Here is a 16,542-nt window from a genome sequence, read left to right as displayed (position 1 = left end):
AACCACCGCGCATCACCGTTCACCTTCATACGGACCGAAGGTGACGCGCGTAGATGTTGCATGCGCGCCGGGAGAATCGAAACGCCACGCAACCAACGTCAACCTCGTTGCCGTCGAGGTCTCCACCCGACGGCACCACGGAAACGGTGAACACGGCAATTTACGACCGCAGAAACTGCCGTGACCAACCAATCGGCGTTTCCTACGGCCCATCGCGGCAAACCGTACTGATTCTGGGGCCGGCGTAACGGCCGGCTTTGCCGAGATTGCCGGCGGTGACATTTCCGGACCGCAGCCGTGGGAGAACGCCGCTTCCGGTGTTCGCCGCCATGCCCGCACCGACCGCGCCGCTGATCAACGGGAAACCAAGGCAGGTGCGGCGTTGGTGAAAGAAATCCGTGATGCGGGTGTCGACCTGTTCGATCGCCGGTGCGCCGGCGACGGCCACGGCCTGCCCTATCGAGCACAAGTCCTCCCAGTCGGCGAGCATGTTCTGCGCCTGGCTGGTCACGCCCCCTGCTCGATGCCGGGAATCTCTCGCGGGCATCGAAATTCTATCCGCATTTATTTGCGCCGCAGTCAGTTACGCACGTCGCCTGCATTTTCGTCTCCACCTGAACCTCATCGGGTAGCGGAAACCCCAAAAACGGCTGCGCCTATATTTCTGTCCACCGCCGCGAAAGCGCCTACGGTGGGGGGCCCGAGCCCTTCTGTGAGGGAACGGAAGGTGATGCCGCGTCCATCATGCTTCTGGACGATGCACGTTTTTCCTATCGAGAGCCGAGGGCGGACCACGTACCCCTCGGGCCTATCAGCGTCATACCCGTCGCGCATCTCGCGGCGGATCGATCATGCGCAGAAGGACACCGACAATTGCCCGGTTCTCGAGCTCCGCATTCGGATGAGTGACCATGCTTTCGCATGACGAACACGATCACGCGGGTCATCGCTTCGACATCGACATCGGAGACACCCAGCAAGGCGAGATTGGACGCGATCCACCCTTCCCATGTCGAATGGAAACCGTTGTGCCAGATATCGACGGGCGCGGTTCCGGGGCACACGCAAAACTTTAGCTTGATTGACGTTCAAGACACTGCTAACTTCGCCTTGAACGGTAATCAAGGACGCTGCCCTGCGCTGTTGCCGCACGACCGGCATCACGCCGACACGAAAGACGCACCATGCCTATCAGCGACAACGCCAAGTACACCCGCAGCGACGAATGGTTCGATTCCGAGGGCGTGCGCTGCGCAGTAGCGGTGTTTCGTCCGTCTACAGCCACGACCGACACACCTGCCGTGGTCATGGCTCACGGCTTCGGCACCCCCCGCGCCTTCCGGCTCTACACATATGCAGACGCCTTTGCCCGCGCCGGCTACACGGTCCTCGTCTTCGACTACCGACACTTCGGCGACAGCGATGGCGAGCCGCGGCAGCTTCTCGATATCGCCAAACAGCACCAGGACTACCGCAACGCCATTGCCTACGCCCGATCGTTGAACGGTGTAGACAAACAGCGCATCGTCGGCTGGGGCACGTCGTTCGCGGGCGGCCACGTCCTCACCTTGGCAGGAACCGGCGAGGACTTCGCTGCCGTCATCGCACAAGTCCCACACGTGAGCGGTCCTGCCGCGGTGCGCGCAACCGGCCTGCGCAACACGCTACGCGTCCTGCCATCTGCTCTTGTCGACCAAACACGGGCCCTACTGAAACGACCACCGCACTACATCAATTCGGTAGGAAGGCCCGGAGCCACGGCAGTGATGACATCACCCGACGCGATGGACGGACGCGACCGACTCCTTACTGCCTCCAAACTGCGCGAGGGCGACTACCCCGAGACCGTAGCCGCACGAATCCTCCTCAAAATCGGCCTCTACTCCCCCGCCCGCACCGCAGGCGCGATCACATGCCCCACACTCGTTCAGATCATGGACGACGACGCCGTCACCCCAGCTTCGGTTGCCCGGAAAACCGCATCGAAAATCCCTCACGCCACCCTCCACATACATCACGGCGGCCACTTCGACCCCTACGTCGAACCGATGTTCCCGATCGTGATCGACGAGCAACTCGCCTTCCTCAAGACAGCCGTGCCGCTCACACCCTGATGCCCACGATGCATCACCAAGGAAACCCAGATACGAGGAGGACATTGCTCCAGTCGTCGAGGATCGAGGACCACAGCCCCTGATCGAGGACGCGGAACACCCGGTAACCCAATGCCTGCGCCCGTAGGTCTCCTCGACGAACCCCGACTCGCGTAACGCACATCACCTTCCGCCTGCCCACATCGTCGTCGGGGCACCACGTGATAGTCGTTCGATCAACGCCGATCTGCCGCCACCGACATCGGGAATCGGGAATCGGGAATCGGGAATCGACGAGAAGATGCCAGCCCCACAACGAAACCGGGATAATGACCGCAATCCCCGGCAGGCGGCTCTGCTGCTCGGTCGATCATTCCTCAGCAAGCTCGACTCTGCCGCGGTGACGGTATGCGCGAAGCTACGCAGAGGCAGATGCCGATACCCCACAAGCCAGACCGCGAACAGGACCCGGCTGGAAGGATCGTCGTCGTCTCGGTGCTGCCGGCGCACCGTACACACCCCGCCGCGGACCTGGGCGCCGAATAAGGGTGCAGGGCGAAACAGAAGGCAGGCGTTGGCAGGATCTCCCATCTATTGTTGTCCGGTGACTTCCCCCGGCGATGATTCCGGCCTCGACCTGACGCGCCTGCAGGCACTGCGGCCGACCACGGCCCGCACCGACACCGCGGCACTGGCCGAGATCGGAGAACGGATCACCGCACACCTGCACCGCCACGACGGGTACGTCGCGTTCTCCGGCGGCAAGGATTCCCTCGTCGTCCTCGACCTCGTACGCCGGGTAGAACCCGATGTACCGGTGGTGTTCTTCGACAGTGGTCTCGAATACCCCGAAACCTACGACTACATCCGCCAACTCGCACAAACATGGTCCCTGGATTTGCACCGCCTACCGGCAGATCCGCCGCTACTGGACGTACTCGCCAATTCCGGGCTGTGGGATCACCGCGCTCCCGAACCTTCCGTGCTGCTCGATCTGCACGACGTATTGATCAGCAGCCTCGCCAAGAAGGCGCATGAGCTGTTCGGGCCGGGTGAGCTGTGGGGAGTGCGGGCCGAGGAATCCGCCGGCAGACGTGCGATGCACACACGCGGGGGCGGGCAAGAGGAAATCGTCGAACGCGCCGACGGCACGATCGCGTACGGGCCGATCTGGAACTGGAGTACCCGCGACGTCTGGTCGTTCGTTCGGCGAGAAGATCTTCCCGTCAATCCCGTCTACGCGAAATTGACATCCCTGGGCGTTCCCGAACAGCGCCAACGGGTTTCACACGTCATCGACGGAAACCATCTCCAACACGGCCGACTGACCTGGCTCAGGCGCGGCTGGCCGGCACTGTTCGAACAACTCGCCCATGCGCTCCCCCGCATCCGGCAGATGACCTGACCTAAAGACTTGAACCAGCCTGGTTCCTGTGGGTCCTCACCTCTAAACCTGAATGCCGGCATGTTCGTTCGGAGATCGCTGATCAGAAAATCTGATGCTCTGGTTGACAATATCTTCCGTAACTCCAGCTATCGGGATCAGTTTTCTCGGACAGAGGCAACCGGATCGCGTCTGGAATCAGCAGAGTTCGACGTGTGCGTTCATCGACCTGTGCGGACCACGTGCCGGGGACGAGCCGTTCGAGTTCATTGTGGGACCGAGGGAGTTCCTCCGCTTGACCATCCGGTCGAGATCGCAGGCGGTACTGCGCTCGAAAGCCCGACGGTCAAACTCGACCGGGCGGTAGCCTCCGTGTTGGGACTGTTGACTCGGCACCGAGACTCCCACTCCTCCACTCCCGGCTTTGATGTCGAGCCTCACCTTTTCTCACCCCGCAAGATGCCATCTGCTGGTTTCTCCAGCACACTGCTTTTTGACCCGTTTCACTCGATGACGAGGATCAGACATGCGAAAGATACTGCGCACGATGAAGACGACTGAAGAATCGACCTCTACCCTTCCTGCCAAACCTGTCCACGAACTCCGAAATATCTAGGGTGCAGAAGTCGCTCGACGCACCATGAATGAGAGCGTCGGTCGATCAGCCCCGACACCTTGTCAGCGTTCCAACCGAAATGCTGCGCGCACGCTGTGCTGGCGTAAACTTGCGCGTCGAACTCACCCCCCTTTTTTGTTGGTCAATCACTCGTGCTGCCGATATCTCTGCTGCAACTAACGCCCTGTATCAAACAAGCCGTGCCGTCGATGCTCATCGAACTGGCCTGATGGAAAGGTCCTCTCTTGAAGACTCGCATTCTGACGTACGGCGCCGCGGCGCTCTCGCTCGCGACCGGAACTATCGTCGTGTCAGCCGCGGAAGCCTCCGCTGCACCTTGTTCGGATGTCGATATATCGTTTGCCCGCGGAACCGGTGAGTTGCCGGGCCTGGGCATTACCGGCGAACCGTTCGTGAACAGTCTCGCCTCCCAGCTATCGGGGTTCTCGGTCAGCACGTACGCGGTGAATTATGCGGCGGATTTCAGTCAGTTCAGCGCCGGGCCTGGTTCCCGAGACCTCGTCAACCACGTCAACTCTGTCGCATCTTCCTGTCCTGCAACGCAGTTCGTGATCGGAGGATATTCGCAAGGTGCAACGGTGGTCTCCAATGCAGTCGGATTGCCCACACCGAGTAGTGTTACGGGCGCAGTGTTGCCGAGCGCGGTAACCGCCCGCGTCAAGGCCGTCGTCGTGTTCGGAAACCCCCTCGGGCTGAGCGGGCGGAGCATCGAGTCCGCGAGTGGCACCTACGGATCTCGCGCGGCAAGTTATTGCAACTTCGGCGATCCGGTTTGCCAGATCGGCGGATTCAATAGCTTTGCACATCTGACGTACGGCACGAACGGAAAAGCCGTCCAGGGCGCAACTTTCGCGGCAGGCAGAATCACTTCATAGCGACAAGCCACTCACCTTCACGTGGTCAAACAGATTTTCCCGGCCGCCCGAACAGCTAGCGGGTTCGGGTGGCCGATACCCAAGGTCAATGGTGTGGCGTACTGCGGCGCGACAAGCAGAAAGAACAAGCCGACCTTCGGGTTGAGAACGCACGAAACAAACCCCTGCGTGAACGCCGTTACATGCGATGAAGGACCCACATTCGTTGTGCTGGAATCGAGTTCAAGTTTCTTCTCGTCTCGGCGCCCGAATTCCCGCCCGCCCAAGTACACCAGATAGGCCCACCGGCAACATGCGGACCACCATCACACAAATACTCGGTGGTCGAGCCCCAGCTTGATCACAACAATGAATCCGGCCCCGGCGAAATAGACAGCGCGAAGCCCGCCACATCCTCAATTGCCATACCCGGTCCGCAGAAGTCTGTGGTCCCGGCCATTTCAGGTATTTCCGCTCTCGTCGGCCCTGGCGCCGGCGCATTCCAGAAAGCCTGGCATGAACGTAACGCGCCACCCGCCAGCTCTACCTGTGGTGTCCGATCCATGCCTCATCCGTGTGGGTCACACGCGAAAGGCACACCCGGGGTCGAAAAAGCGTGCTTGCCTCCACGGGTTCTTCTCCGAACCCGTACATCGCCAGCGGGCCGGTCGCAGGCCCGAGTTGGGGAAGGTCGCGCACGCAGTCGCGCCCATTTACCGGGAAACCTGCCGCGGGAGCGGCGGTGTACACAGCGTTTCGAGTCACGACCAGAAGAACATCACGTGCCGCGCCGAGCCTTGAGGTCTTCAAGCTCGATCGCTTCGCGGCAATGCTCGCACGTAGGGACGACGAAAGCACGATGCCCGCAACGGACGTGCTCGACGACAACAGGAGGCACTTTCGGAGCGGCCCACTTGTCGCCCCACTGGCGCATAGCGGCGATCACAACCCACAGGTCACGCCCACGCTCCGTCAAGAGATACTCGAACCGTGGCGGCTTTTCCTGATACAACGCTTTCGTCATGACCCCATGTTCGACAAGGGATTCCAGACGTTGGCTCAAAATATTGCGCGCGATTCCCGACCGCGCCTGGAAGGTATCGAACCGGGTGACACCCATCAGAGCGTCGCGAAGTATCAACGGGGTCCACCGCTCCCCCACGACTTCCAAGCACTGCGCAACCGAACAGTTCATCTCGGAGAAATGAGTGCGGCGCATAGGAACATCCTAGATCAGTTGCACAACGCTACGCACAATGGTTTCATGAGTTGCATCACGCTACTTGCTCGAATCGCCTACGGATGCGCCGTTGACGAAAGTCTGGATGCAGACCGGAAGGTTGCCACACGCTAACTCATGGCTCTTTCCTCATGACAGCCCTCTACGGGTATCACCGGTCTCGCAACGGCGGCGACAGTCGTCGAGTTCCTAGCGTCCGATGTCGTTCTTACCGTTCTACTGCGCAAATCAGCACACACAAAGGACACTGTTCGATGACAACGCACGGTACACAGCAGCGCTTCGGACTCATACTCTTCGTACTGTCACTGGCAGCGTTCATGGCCAGCTTGGACGTGTTCATCGTCAACGTGGCATTCGAAGACATCGGCAGAGACTTCGGTGGTATCGCCTTGTCGGAACTGTCCTGGATCTTGAATGCGTACACGATCGTCTACGCGGCGCTACTCGTACCCGCCGGCCGACTCGCAGATCGCTTCGGACGCAAAGGCGCATTCCTCGTAGGATTGGCCTTGTTCACCATCGCAAGCGCAGTCTGCGCAGCCAGCGACGGCATTTGGTGGCTGGTAAGTGCCCGCATCGTTCAGGCTGTCGGAGCCGCGATCTTGACCCCCGCGAGCCTTGGTTTGGTCGTCGCATCAGCGTCTCCGTCGGTTCGCGAACGCTCCGTGCGCATTTGGGCGGCAAGCGGGGCGCTGGCCGCCGCGCTCGGTCCGGCCATCGGCGGTGTCCTGGTGGAGGTGTCTTGGCGCTGGGTATTTCTCGTGAACGTTCCCGTCGGCATTCTTGCGATCATCACCGGGGCCGTCGTCTTGCCCAAGCCGGCCACTTCACATGCGACGCGAATGCCCGATTTGTTGGGGGCGGCGATGTTGGCCATTGCCATCGGAGCATTGACCCTGGGATTGGTACAAGGCCCGGAGTGGGGCTGGAACGACACCCGTATCTATCTTGCCTGGGTGACCACAGCACTGGGCATGATCGGGTTCGCTCTTCGAACAATGCGTCATCCCGTGCCTGTCATCGACCCCGCCCTCCTTCGCGTCAAACCGTTTGCCTTCGCAAACCTCACAGCAATACTCTTCGCGATCCCGTTCGCAGCATCGCTGCTCGCGAATATTTTGTGGCTACAACAGATTTGGGGTTACTCGGCAATCAAAACAGGTTTCGCTGTCGTGCCCGGCCCCGCGATGGTCCCGCTGTTCGCAGCTCTCGCACACCGACTGTCCGCCCGAATCCCTGTCGGCGTCATCGTCGCTGCAGGGTGCACACTGTTCGGCATCGGCACCATCGTCATTGCTGTGAGCATCGGACAAACCCCTGACTATGCGGCAACGCTGCTACCCGGATTTCTCATTGGAGGCGCCGGGGTCGGTCTAGCATTACCTGCAATTCTCTCCTCCGCCACCGCTGATCTCCCCCCGGAACAGTCAGCCACAGGCAGTGCCGTCGTCAACATGAATCGTCAGATCGGGACCGCCCTCGGAGTGTCTATTCTCGTGATCGTCCTGGGCGTACCACTGTCCTACGTAGACGCGCACGAAGCATTCACACATGCGTGGTGGATCCTCGCCGCAGTTGCATTCCTCGCAGCGTTGGCAAGCTTGGGCATGACTCCTGACAAAATCCGAATGTTCGACAACGCCGCGAACCACCACACCTCCAATGCCAGTGAGGAACTCGCAGCTACCCCACGCCGAACACCCTGATAGAAACGCGGCAAACCAGATCGCCGGCGACCGCACACAGAGCCATGATCACGCGGTCGCCGCCATCTCATTCACTCCCCATCGACGCTCGGAAGTGGTTCACTATGCCCGGATTGGTCACAGGTCACTGACACCATCGACGCGGCGGGGGTCATGTCCCGAGCCGCACTCGCCCCACCTCCGGCCTCGGCTGCGGACTCAAATCCATTGCAGCAGTGAACAAATTTCGAATCGATTGGCGGACCGGTACACGCACACGCCGGGCTCGGGACTTTCCGGCCGGTCGGCCCATCCATCTCGTCGGCAGGCAACTCCCTGGCTGGGGCCGTCGCCCAGCATGTCACGCGGCCCTGTCTACCCATCGCGTCGCCAGCCTCGCACTCGTCTGTAGCGTAGCGTTCGGATACGAAGTCGTCCTCCTACTTCGCAGGCTGACCATTCCGGCGCTAGGCCGTTTCCTCGCGTCCCACACGACAGCTCGTGCGTGCACATAACGGAACACCTGGTTTCGCGCGAGCAGCAACTGTGCGCCCGGAGGGCACTCGGCGATTCGCGCGCGGTGGCCCACGATGAGCTCTTCGTGAGAATCAGCTTTTGAAAAGCTCGTTGCCAGAGCTGGAAGCGGATATACGCAGGCACGCCGCCGTCACCCAGGACCCCTCAACCAAACGTGAACTGGCTGAGCGCCTTACAAAGTTGCAACGAAGGCAGAAGCTGGGAGCCAATACCGTCCGAGCCGTAGGTTTGACCGCACGCGAGCCCATGTGCTGACGTTGGCCGCAACAGGGGCGACCAACGTCAGCATCGCGTCGATGCTTGAACCTGACCACCTCCACTGTGAAAACCTATATGAAGGTGATCCTCCGCAAGCTAAACGCTTCCTCGCGGATCGACGCGGTCAACAGAGCACGCAACGAAGGCGCGATTCTCTGATCACGCTTCATGTTTCACTCCAACGCGGTCTGCTCGTTACGGAAACCGTCGATTTCAACTAAATCAGCGAAGCCGATCGATGTCCGGTGGCCCCCGCAGATCGTGGAGACGATGACCGCACGCCACGAAGCGCGGGCGGCGCGAACTTCGCGGACCGGCACTTCGAGGGCGCGACCATCGACTGTGTCCGAGCTTCTCAGCGCCCCGTACAGCACTGCAAAGGATTGCCCGTCCGACGATGACCGGAACGGCTGGCGACTGGTCCAGTGATCGTCCCGTTATTCACGGCGTTCGCGACAAGCGCGGGCGAAATTCGCGTCGCCGACAGCGGCGCGAAACTGATCGTCACGGAACCGCCTCAGTGCGCCAAACTGGACCCGATCGACGGGATCGAGGTACTGGAAACCCGGCCCACACTTCGACCAACTCCTAACCCGAGCGCCCGACACCGACATTGTCGCGATCGGAAGTGACGGCCCAGTGGCGATGCTGTTCACCAGCGGAACCACCGGCAAACCCACAAGGGGTATCGATCCCGCTGCGCGCATTCAGCTCCTACCTCCACTTCGCTTCGATGTACGAGCGGAGGACGTCTACTGGAATGCGGCAGATCCCGGCTGGGCATACGGACTCTATTACAGTGTGATCACGTACTCGCGGCGCTTGCCCATAAGTACCCCGACGCGATCTCCCTGCGTGACACCTCGCTCTGCCAGATGCAAGAGGTTTGGACATATCAGGGCACCGCGAGCCAACGGGTTCTCGCCACTGTAGGTCTGGCGCCAGCCGCGGGAGCGGACTATCGGGGAGTGCGACCGGCCCGTCACGCGGCGGGGGGACGATCGAAGACGCCGCTGTCGGCGGCCTTGTCGTGCGTTGCCCGATCGTAGAGCGGTAGGTCCCCGCATTCGCTGGTCCGCTGCACGTAGGCGCGCATCGCCTTCTGCGCTTCGGGTCCTGCGAGAGTCGACAAGAACTCGGCGCTTTCGAAGTGGAGACCGTCGTGAAGGCTGCGCGACGCCCCGGCGTAGACGCTGCGTTTGATGGCCGCGACGGTCGGCTTGAGCCGGCGGGCGAGGCGGTCTCCGAGTGCGACCGCGCGGTCGATGAGCTCGTCAGTAGCCACGACGTCGTCGACGTAGCCGATCGCGAGGGCCGAAGCAGGGTCGAGTCCGCCGCCATTAAGCATCAGCTTGAGGCCCTGGCGAGGGCCGACGAGCCGCGAGAGGCGCTGGGTCCCACCGCCGCCGGGGCACAGCCCGAGGAGAATCTCGGGCTGGCCGATTACGTGATCACCATCGGCCATGATGCGGTAGTCGCAGGCCAGCGCGATCTCTGAACCGAGTCCCAGGGCAGTGCCGTTGATCGCGGCGATGAAAACCGCACCGCTATAGTTCATGCGGCACAGCATTTCGTGGAAATCGACCAGATCGATGGCTCCCCCGAAAACGGTTCGGCCGAGAAGTCGCCGGGCCCCCTTGATGTAGCGGACAGTGCGAGCGGCCCGAAGAACTTTCGAAAGCACCTGCGGTCTGAGTGCTGGGCTGCCTGCCCCGGCGTGGTGCAGCCATCGAACATCGGCGTGTCCGAAGCGTTCGGGGTGAGCGCCGGTGATGACGACCGCGCCCACAGTGTCGTCGCTCTCCGCGCGGGACACGAGCGCATCGAGTTTTGCGAGGATTGCCGGTCCATACTGACCGAGCGAGCCGCCGTCAAGCCGGGCCACGAGCACGCGTCCTCGTTGCTCGATCGCGATTCCGCCGTCGGCATGGGTGGTCGGTGATGTCATCGTGCAGCCTTCCAGTGGGTGGGATGCTGAGCCTACATGCTGAGTTGACAACTTCTACTTAGAGTTAATGCTTCGACAATTCACCTAGACAACGTCATTCGGCGATGTCGCCTTCACCGTCTCTGGCGACGAATGTCAGAGCTGGCTGTTCATGCCTGCCCATACCGTGACCGAGGATGACCAGTGGCACCCTTCGGGGTCGGGACTGTCTCGATGTCCGTTCACCGACGGGTTGGCGGCGGTGCGCACTCTTGACCCGAGAAATCGATCCACAAGACTCACGTGCGTTGCTGATCGAAGTCACCGAACTCGGACGAAAGAAGGCGGTTGTAGCCGTTGTCCTCGTAGAAGCAGCGGACGAGCAGTTCTTCGCCGAACTGCCACCGTCCTTTCGTCAGGCCGTCTTGCGGTGCGGCAAGGAAAAAGACGTCTCTGCGAGACCTTGATCCAGCATCACCAGAAGTTCGTTGAGACCAATCATGCTGTAGGTCAAGGGATCTGAACTTGTGCGCGATTGGAGCCATCTGCAGATCTCGATCTGCAGATGGCCCACAAACTGTTGTGGACGTACTCTTCGAACGAGGCCGCGATCGCCGGGTTCAGCACCTGCAAGCCCACGGCTCGGGGAATGCAGAGACGGAAAGCGCGAGTGTCCAAGTGCCGCAGCAGAAGCGATTGTTCCACAGCTATCTTTGACCTTCCTGGATGCGCGGGATTGCGGACGCACGCATGCCCATGGGAGAAAGATTCTCAGATACCGCAGGCATGCATTATGTTAACGTGGATCCGCCATCCACGGTAGCTACCTTTCATGTCTTCCATTGCGTTGAGCATCGGGCATACCGGGAGGTGCCTCGAACGACTGGCTGAACTGGACTACCTGCTCGGAAGTAGCGGCACCCGACCAACTCTCGATTAGCCCTTCGCTCCCTCTTGCACCAACCCAGATGACACTCACGTGAGCGTGATCCTCTGTAGGTATGCTCGGGTCCACGGAGAACCATCCTCTACGTACAGCGCCACTCTCAGCGCTGACTTCTACCCAAGCACCCTCCGGGGGGAAGCCTGGAACCAACGGATCGGCAAGAGACTCACCGCCGAAATCGGGGCATAGTGCCTTGTCGAGCAAATCTACAAAAGCTCCGGGCCGAGACGAGTGGTCGACACCCAATTCCGCGATGGCCGCGACAGAATCAATAACAATCATGATGGAAACTCCCCTTCACGGGATGAGCGGGCTAGGTGGTCAGACCAGCCCGAATTGTTGCGCTTTGGACAGGTCGAATCTATCAGACTTTTCACTTTGATGAAACATGAAACAATCTGCCTAACAACGTTTTTGGAAACCAGACGAAAGGGTAAATAGCAAGGGAGAGCTGCTCTCCAAGTCCCTGGCACTCCCGGTGCCGGGGACTGCCGGCCGAACGTCCGTGGACTGCCCGACCGTCAGCGCCTCGACTACTCGGTGCCGTACAACTCGGCGGTGTAATGCCCCTCCCCTTGCCGGTTCGCTTCGTCCCAATCGACGCCCAACGCGTCGGCAAGGTGACGTGCATCGGAGAGGAAGTCCGCGAACACCGTGGGCAATTCTTCGGTGCCGGTACCGCAGTGGCGGGCGTACGCGATCATTCCCTCTGCTGCCCGCACAGCGCGGACGCCGTTGTCATGGATCTGCGACTCGCGGTCCTGCTCGTAGCGGAACTCATCGCGCATACTGCCGCCCGCCGTCGATGCCGCGACTGCATCGAATGTATCTATCCCTTCCCAGACGCGTGCACGGTATTCAATCTTCGTTGTTTCGGACATTGCCTAAGTCCCTTTCTTTTTCGAGTGGTCTACACAGCGGGAGTGCGGTGCAGCGCGGCCAACAGGCCGGTCTGGACCTCGAGCGCGGACGACGGCGCACCATGTGCAAGAACGCTCGCGGACGCGCTGTCGATGACGACGGACATGTGGGCGCGGTGACGCGAGAGCATCACACAGGCACGGCCCGCATCGAGGTTGAAGGGTTCGGAGGTCCGGTATCCCGCCAACGGGTGCAGCACCACGACGGCAGGACGCTCGAGGCCTTGCAATGAGTTGGCGGTGCCGACCAGTACGCCGGGGTACTCGCTCAGTAGGGCACGGATTGCCGCAGCCTGAGTCACGTGCGGGACCACCACGGCCACGTCAGCGGCCGTCATCGGCCGCTGACCTGCGGTGGTGACCAGATCCGCTGCCAGTAGTTCCGCCGCCCGCGCAGCGCATGCAGTCACCAAGGCAGGATCGGACGGGCCTCCGCAGGCAGTGATCGGGCGGTGCGCCAATTCGGGCCACACAGCACCGCTCGAATCGGTGAGGTGTTCCGGAGGCCGCTTGGAGGTGAACGGCAGATCCGGGTAGAACAGTGGCGCGATCAGTGCTGTCGTGTCGGGGCCGAGTCGCCAGGTGTGCGCCAACCGCACCATCCCCACCGCATCGCCGTGCGCAGCCAACAGTGCAATCGGGGCGGGTAGATCAGGTGCGGTGTCGCTTCCCTCCCAACGAGATACATCGCCGGTCACCACCGGGTCGATCTGTCCGGGATCGCCCACGCACACCACCTGTTTCGCCATGGCTCCCAGCGCTCCCAGATCGGCGTAGGTGCATTGCCACGACTCGTCCACGATCAACACGTCCGCGCCGACTCGGTCCGGGTCCGAGAACAACCACCTGGCCGTCGTGCCGATCAGAATTCCCCCGACTTCGCCCTGCCAGCGCACTTTCTGCCCCGACACCACCGGTGTGCCGCCGCTGTCCGGTGCCGGTGCTTTCGCCTTCCACATCAAGGCGGCGCGATCGGTGAGTGCTCCCAATCGGCGTGCAATCTCCACCGCCTGTTCGCGGGTCTGCGCCGCAATCCCCACCCGCAGATCCGCCCGGTGCGCCAACGCCGCAGCGAGCAGTGCAAGCAATCGGGTCTTGCCCGCACCAGGCGGGGACGGCACCACCACCGCAGGATCACCCGACCACACCGAAAACAGCACACGCGCCGTGATCGGATCGGCCATGATCTCCGACCCCGTCAGCGAGGGAGCGGGTGGGCGCGGCGGTGACGGGACCGAGCTGGAGGGGGCAGCGATATCCGACGACGGAACCAGACCGGAAGGGGCAGCAATATCTGATGCCTGGACAGTAATGCGCATGACGAATCAAACCTTTCCTGAAAAAAGTCTCTGAACTGGCTATTTACCTACGGCAGGTATGCTGCTGGTGCTATTCCTCTGCGCCAGCTATAAGCACGTCCAACGGCACTTCACGCCGGGAAGGGACGGGCGTCTGCCCCGTCGAAAGCCAGGACCGCCGACCTCGGTAGAGCCGCCAGTACCGGCCACGACCAGCGCGCATCGTGTGCGGTGACGCCGCTTGCGGCATCAACACCACCGACGCGCCACTCGGCGGCGCATGCATCCCCACAGAACCGAGTCCGAGAACCAACTTCCCGCCGACAACCTCGGTCGATGTGACCTCGACAGTGAACTGCTCGAACGGACGCCGTCGCGGTGTACCGACCCAGCCGGTGACAGCAGATCCGACCCGAAGGCGTGAATCCAGACGCTCGCACGTCACCGACAGCGATCCGTTGCGTCGACGTGAGCCTTTCGGTGGCGGCGTCATCGATGCCACGCCCACCGCGACGTGGCCGGTGTGCAGTGCGCGCTCGCGCCACATCGGATCATCGAGCAAGGCTGATGACATCACATCTGCTGCGTCACAACGACTTCGCAGGCCCATCGCGGCGCTGGCCGTGTTGTCGGGGCGTGACCAGTCGTGGCCGTCCACCAGTGCGGACTGTGCCCGAGAATACGAATAGGCGTCGTCTTCGCCGATCGCAGCGAGCAGCGGCAGCAGCCGGCCACTGCCGATCGCACGCGCCCATTCGTGCATCCCGGCGACACTCTCGTCGGTGATCTGCAACCACGTCCGCCACACCCGCGCCGACCGCTGCGCTTCCGGGACCACTCCGAGCACGTAGCGGGCACTGGACGCGGCCGGAAGATTGACCACCGCTGACGTGCCGGGATGATCCGCCCGATCCGCCCACCACCCCACCATTGCGGCGCTACCGGAGATGTTCGGGTCACTGTGGTGAGCGTGCGCCCGCGCCAACCCCACCAGCGCCGAGATCGTGCCGCTGTCGTCGGTGAGCAACATCGCCGGGGTATCCGCCGCCAGCGTGCCGCCCAACCGTGCCAGCAACGCCAACCCGGCCTCATCACAGGCGGTTTCCTCGCGTCCACCGAACGCCGCAGCGGACACGCTCACGCTGCCGCCGCGTGCGCTCGCACGCACCGCCAGCGCCGACGCTGACGGGGTGAACGTGGTGTGCGCGAGCCGAGAGCAACGGCGCGCCCCGTTTCGGCGGCATAGAGACGCTGAGCCAGATCGAACCATTCCACGCTCACGACCCCTCCTCCGTCTGCTCGCACGCCCCGGCCACCGGATTCGCGGCGCACTCCCACCCCGCCCGCAACGCCCGCGCCGCCGCATCCTCGCCGGTACCGGCGACCACGCTCGCCACCTGATCCGGTGCATGTCCGGTGCCGGTCAACACCTGCTGCGCGTACCGCAACAGGTCACCGCTCACCGCGTTCACGCGACGCCGACCGGGATCTGCACACTCGACGCCCAGTCCGGGGTCCGAGACAGTGCGCCGTCGTTGCCGATCACCGCGCACACCAGATGCGCCCGCGACGGACGATCCGGCCACGGCGTATCCCCGTCCGTCAACACGATCACCACGTGCGGGGCAGGACGGGCCGCGTTCGCCGCATCGATCCCGACCCGCATATCCGTACCGCCGCCGCCCACCAACACCACATCGGCCACCGACCGCACCGCCTGCGCAGACGTCGATGCCGCATCGCACGAAAGAATCCGTACCCGCTCCCGCGCTACACCGCCCGCCCGCAGCACACCCGCCACCTCACCCATCGCCGCCGACAGATCCGCCGCCGACATGGACCCCGACGTGTCGATCACGATCGACACCGTGATCGACGGACCCCGCATCGCCGGGGCCACGATCCCCGGCACGCTGCGCCTGGGCGGACGCGCATAGCTGTAGTTCGTCCGCCCCGACTGATCCGCCAGCGCTCGCCGGATCACCTCACGCAACACCCGATCCCACGGCACGGTCGGCGGCGCGAGAACCTCACCAGCCCAGCGCGCCAACCCTGCCGGTGCGCTCCCGCGCCCCTTCCCTTGCGCCGCCTGCACCGCCCGCGCCACATGACGGCGCACCAGATCCGCTTCCGCGTCGTCCAACCCGTCCGCGACCTCCCCCGCTGCCGCGCCCAACTCCCCCGGCACCGGCGCGCACCCCGCACCGGATCCGCATCCCACATCGTCGTCGTCTGGAAACTGTTGTCCCGTAGCCGGATCGATCAGGTGCGTGTAGTAGTCCTCTGCGATTCCGCTGTCCTCGCACCCGAACGAGTGTGGAGTGATCACCCCGTCCGGTAACCCGACGCCCGCCGCCAGCAAGTCGTCGTTGATTTCCGCATCCGCCGCGTAATTCCACGCCACATGCCCCGCCGGCTTCGGCAAGGACTGCCCCCGCACACCGTGCGCCCGCAGCAAGTGCCCGACCTCGTGCAACAACACCGCACCCGCCACCGGCACCGGCCACGCGGCCGCTCCGATCAGCAACGCCGGATCGAGATAAAGCCGCCACTGCGCATCCACCGCGAACGTGCCCAACCCCGGTGCAGCAACAGGCTGCGCCGCGAACAACGCCCTCATGAAATACGGCATCTGTTCGGCAGAAACCAGCCGTGCCAGGCGAAACGCCCGCAACTCATCCGGCGCGAGCGCCCGAACCCCGCTCATGCTGCCGCCTCCATCAGACCCGCAGCGGTCAACATCGGCGCGAACCGACGCGG

The 16,542-nt window shown here is 62.7% G+C and carries 15 protein-coding genes; 6 read left to right on the top strand and 9 right to left on the bottom strand.

The genetic code is table 11. The features are described from left to right. Positions 1-202: 202 nt before the first annotated feature. Positions 203-511, bottom strand: coding sequence for a hypothetical protein (locus AC2ETI_RS29500; protein ID WP_483634777.1), 309 nt, complete (start codon positions 509-511; stop codon positions 203-205). Between the two features lie 673 nt (positions 512-1,184). Between AC2ETI_RS29500 and AC2ETI_RS29495 the strand changes: the two genes are divergently transcribed. The 3 genes from AC2ETI_RS29495 (at position 1,185) to AC2ETI_RS29485 (ending at position 4,989) form a co-directional block, all read left to right on the top strand. Beyond that, positions 1,185-2,114 (top strand): alpha/beta hydrolase, encoded by a 930-nt coding sequence (locus AC2ETI_RS29495; RefSeq protein WP_483634776.1) that lies wholly within the window; start codon positions 1,185-1,187, stop codon positions 2,112-2,114. Positions 2,115-2,697: 583 nt separating this feature from the next. Further along, positions 2,698-3,498 carry a phosphoadenosine phosphosulfate reductase domain-containing protein gene (locus AC2ETI_RS29490; RefSeq protein ID WP_483634775.1) on the top strand — a complete coding sequence of 267 codons (801 nt, stop codon included), beginning with the start codon at positions 2,698-2,700 and terminating at the stop codon, positions 3,496-3,498. An 840-nt stretch (positions 3,499-4,338) separates the two neighbouring features. After that, positions 4,339-4,989, top strand: coding sequence for a cutinase family protein (locus AC2ETI_RS29485; protein ID WP_483634774.1), 651 nt, complete (start codon positions 4,339-4,341; stop codon positions 4,987-4,989). A 757-nt stretch (positions 4,990-5,746) separates the two neighbouring features. Here the strand turns inward: AC2ETI_RS29485 and AC2ETI_RS29480 are convergent. Beyond that, positions 5,747-6,187, bottom strand: coding sequence for a winged helix-turn-helix transcriptional regulator (locus AC2ETI_RS29480; protein WP_483634773.1), 441 nt, complete (start codon positions 6,185-6,187; stop codon positions 5,747-5,749). 275 nt (positions 6,188-6,462) lie between these two features. Between AC2ETI_RS29480 and AC2ETI_RS29475 the strand changes: the two genes are divergently transcribed. After that, complete coding sequence (locus AC2ETI_RS29475) at positions 6,463-7,917, top strand: DHA2 family efflux MFS transporter permease subunit (protein WP_483634772.1); 1,455 nt, start codon at positions 6,463-6,465, stop codon at positions 7,915-7,917. 816 nt (positions 7,918-8,733) lie between these two features. Further along, positions 8,734-8,850, top strand: a complete 117-nt coding sequence (locus tag AC2ETI_RS29470) for a LuxR C-terminal-related transcriptional regulator (protein ID WP_483634771.1) — start codon at positions 8,734-8,736, stop codon at positions 8,848-8,850. Between the two features lie 823 nt (positions 8,851-9,673). Here the strand turns inward: AC2ETI_RS29470 and AC2ETI_RS29465 are convergent. Further along, entirely contained in the window at positions 9,674-10,639 is a 966-nt protein-coding gene (locus AC2ETI_RS29465; RefSeq protein WP_483634770.1) for an enoyl-CoA hydratase/isomerase family protein, read from the bottom strand. Between the two features lie 176 nt (positions 10,640-10,815). On the opposite strand from AC2ETI_RS29465, the gene AC2ETI_RS29460 reads away from it, so the two are divergent. Beyond that, positions 10,816-11,085, top strand: a complete 270-nt coding sequence (locus AC2ETI_RS29460) for a hypothetical protein (protein ID WP_483634769.1) — start codon at positions 10,816-10,818, stop codon at positions 11,083-11,085. Positions 11,086-12,097: 1,012 nt separating this feature from the next. Here AC2ETI_RS29460 and AC2ETI_RS29455 read toward each other — a convergent pair. From AC2ETI_RS29455 to AC2ETI_RS29430, 6 genes are all read right to left on the bottom strand, one after another. Further along, positions 12,098-12,445: a hypothetical protein gene (locus AC2ETI_RS29455; RefSeq protein ID WP_483634768.1), complete on the bottom strand. Its 348-nt coding sequence runs from the start codon at positions 12,443-12,445 to the stop codon at positions 12,098-12,100. 29 nt (positions 12,446-12,474) lie between these two features. Then, positions 12,475-13,803 (bottom strand): AAA family ATPase, encoded by a 1,329-nt coding sequence (locus tag AC2ETI_RS29450; RefSeq protein WP_483634767.1) that lies wholly within the window; start codon positions 13,801-13,803, stop codon positions 12,475-12,477. A 70-nt stretch (positions 13,804-13,873) separates the two neighbouring features. After that, entirely contained in the window at positions 13,874-14,923 is a 1,050-nt protein-coding gene (locus AC2ETI_RS29445) for a hypothetical protein (RefSeq protein WP_483634766.1), read from the bottom strand. After that, entirely contained in the window at positions 14,920-15,063 is a 144-nt protein-coding gene (locus tag AC2ETI_RS29440) for a hypothetical protein (protein ID WP_483634765.1), read from the bottom strand. The genes AC2ETI_RS29445 and AC2ETI_RS29440 overlap by 4 nt, the downstream gene beginning before the upstream one ends. Continuing rightward, positions 15,060-15,254: a hypothetical protein gene (locus AC2ETI_RS29435; protein WP_214890706.1), complete on the bottom strand. Its 195-nt coding sequence runs from the start codon at positions 15,252-15,254 to the stop codon at positions 15,060-15,062. The genes AC2ETI_RS29440 and AC2ETI_RS29435 overlap by 4 nt, the downstream gene beginning before the upstream one ends. Beyond that, positions 15,251-16,489, bottom strand: a complete 1,239-nt coding sequence (locus AC2ETI_RS29430) for a vWA domain-containing protein (protein WP_483634764.1) — start codon at positions 16,487-16,489, stop codon at positions 15,251-15,253. Before AC2ETI_RS29430 ends, AC2ETI_RS29435 begins: the two co-directional genes overlap by 4 nt. Positions 16,490-16,542 lie beyond the last annotated feature (53 nt).

The sequence above is a fragment of the Rhodococcus sp. MurmanLake-1 genome, from assembly GCF_056945715.1.
This window is presented reverse-complemented; position numbering and strand designations above follow the sequence as displayed.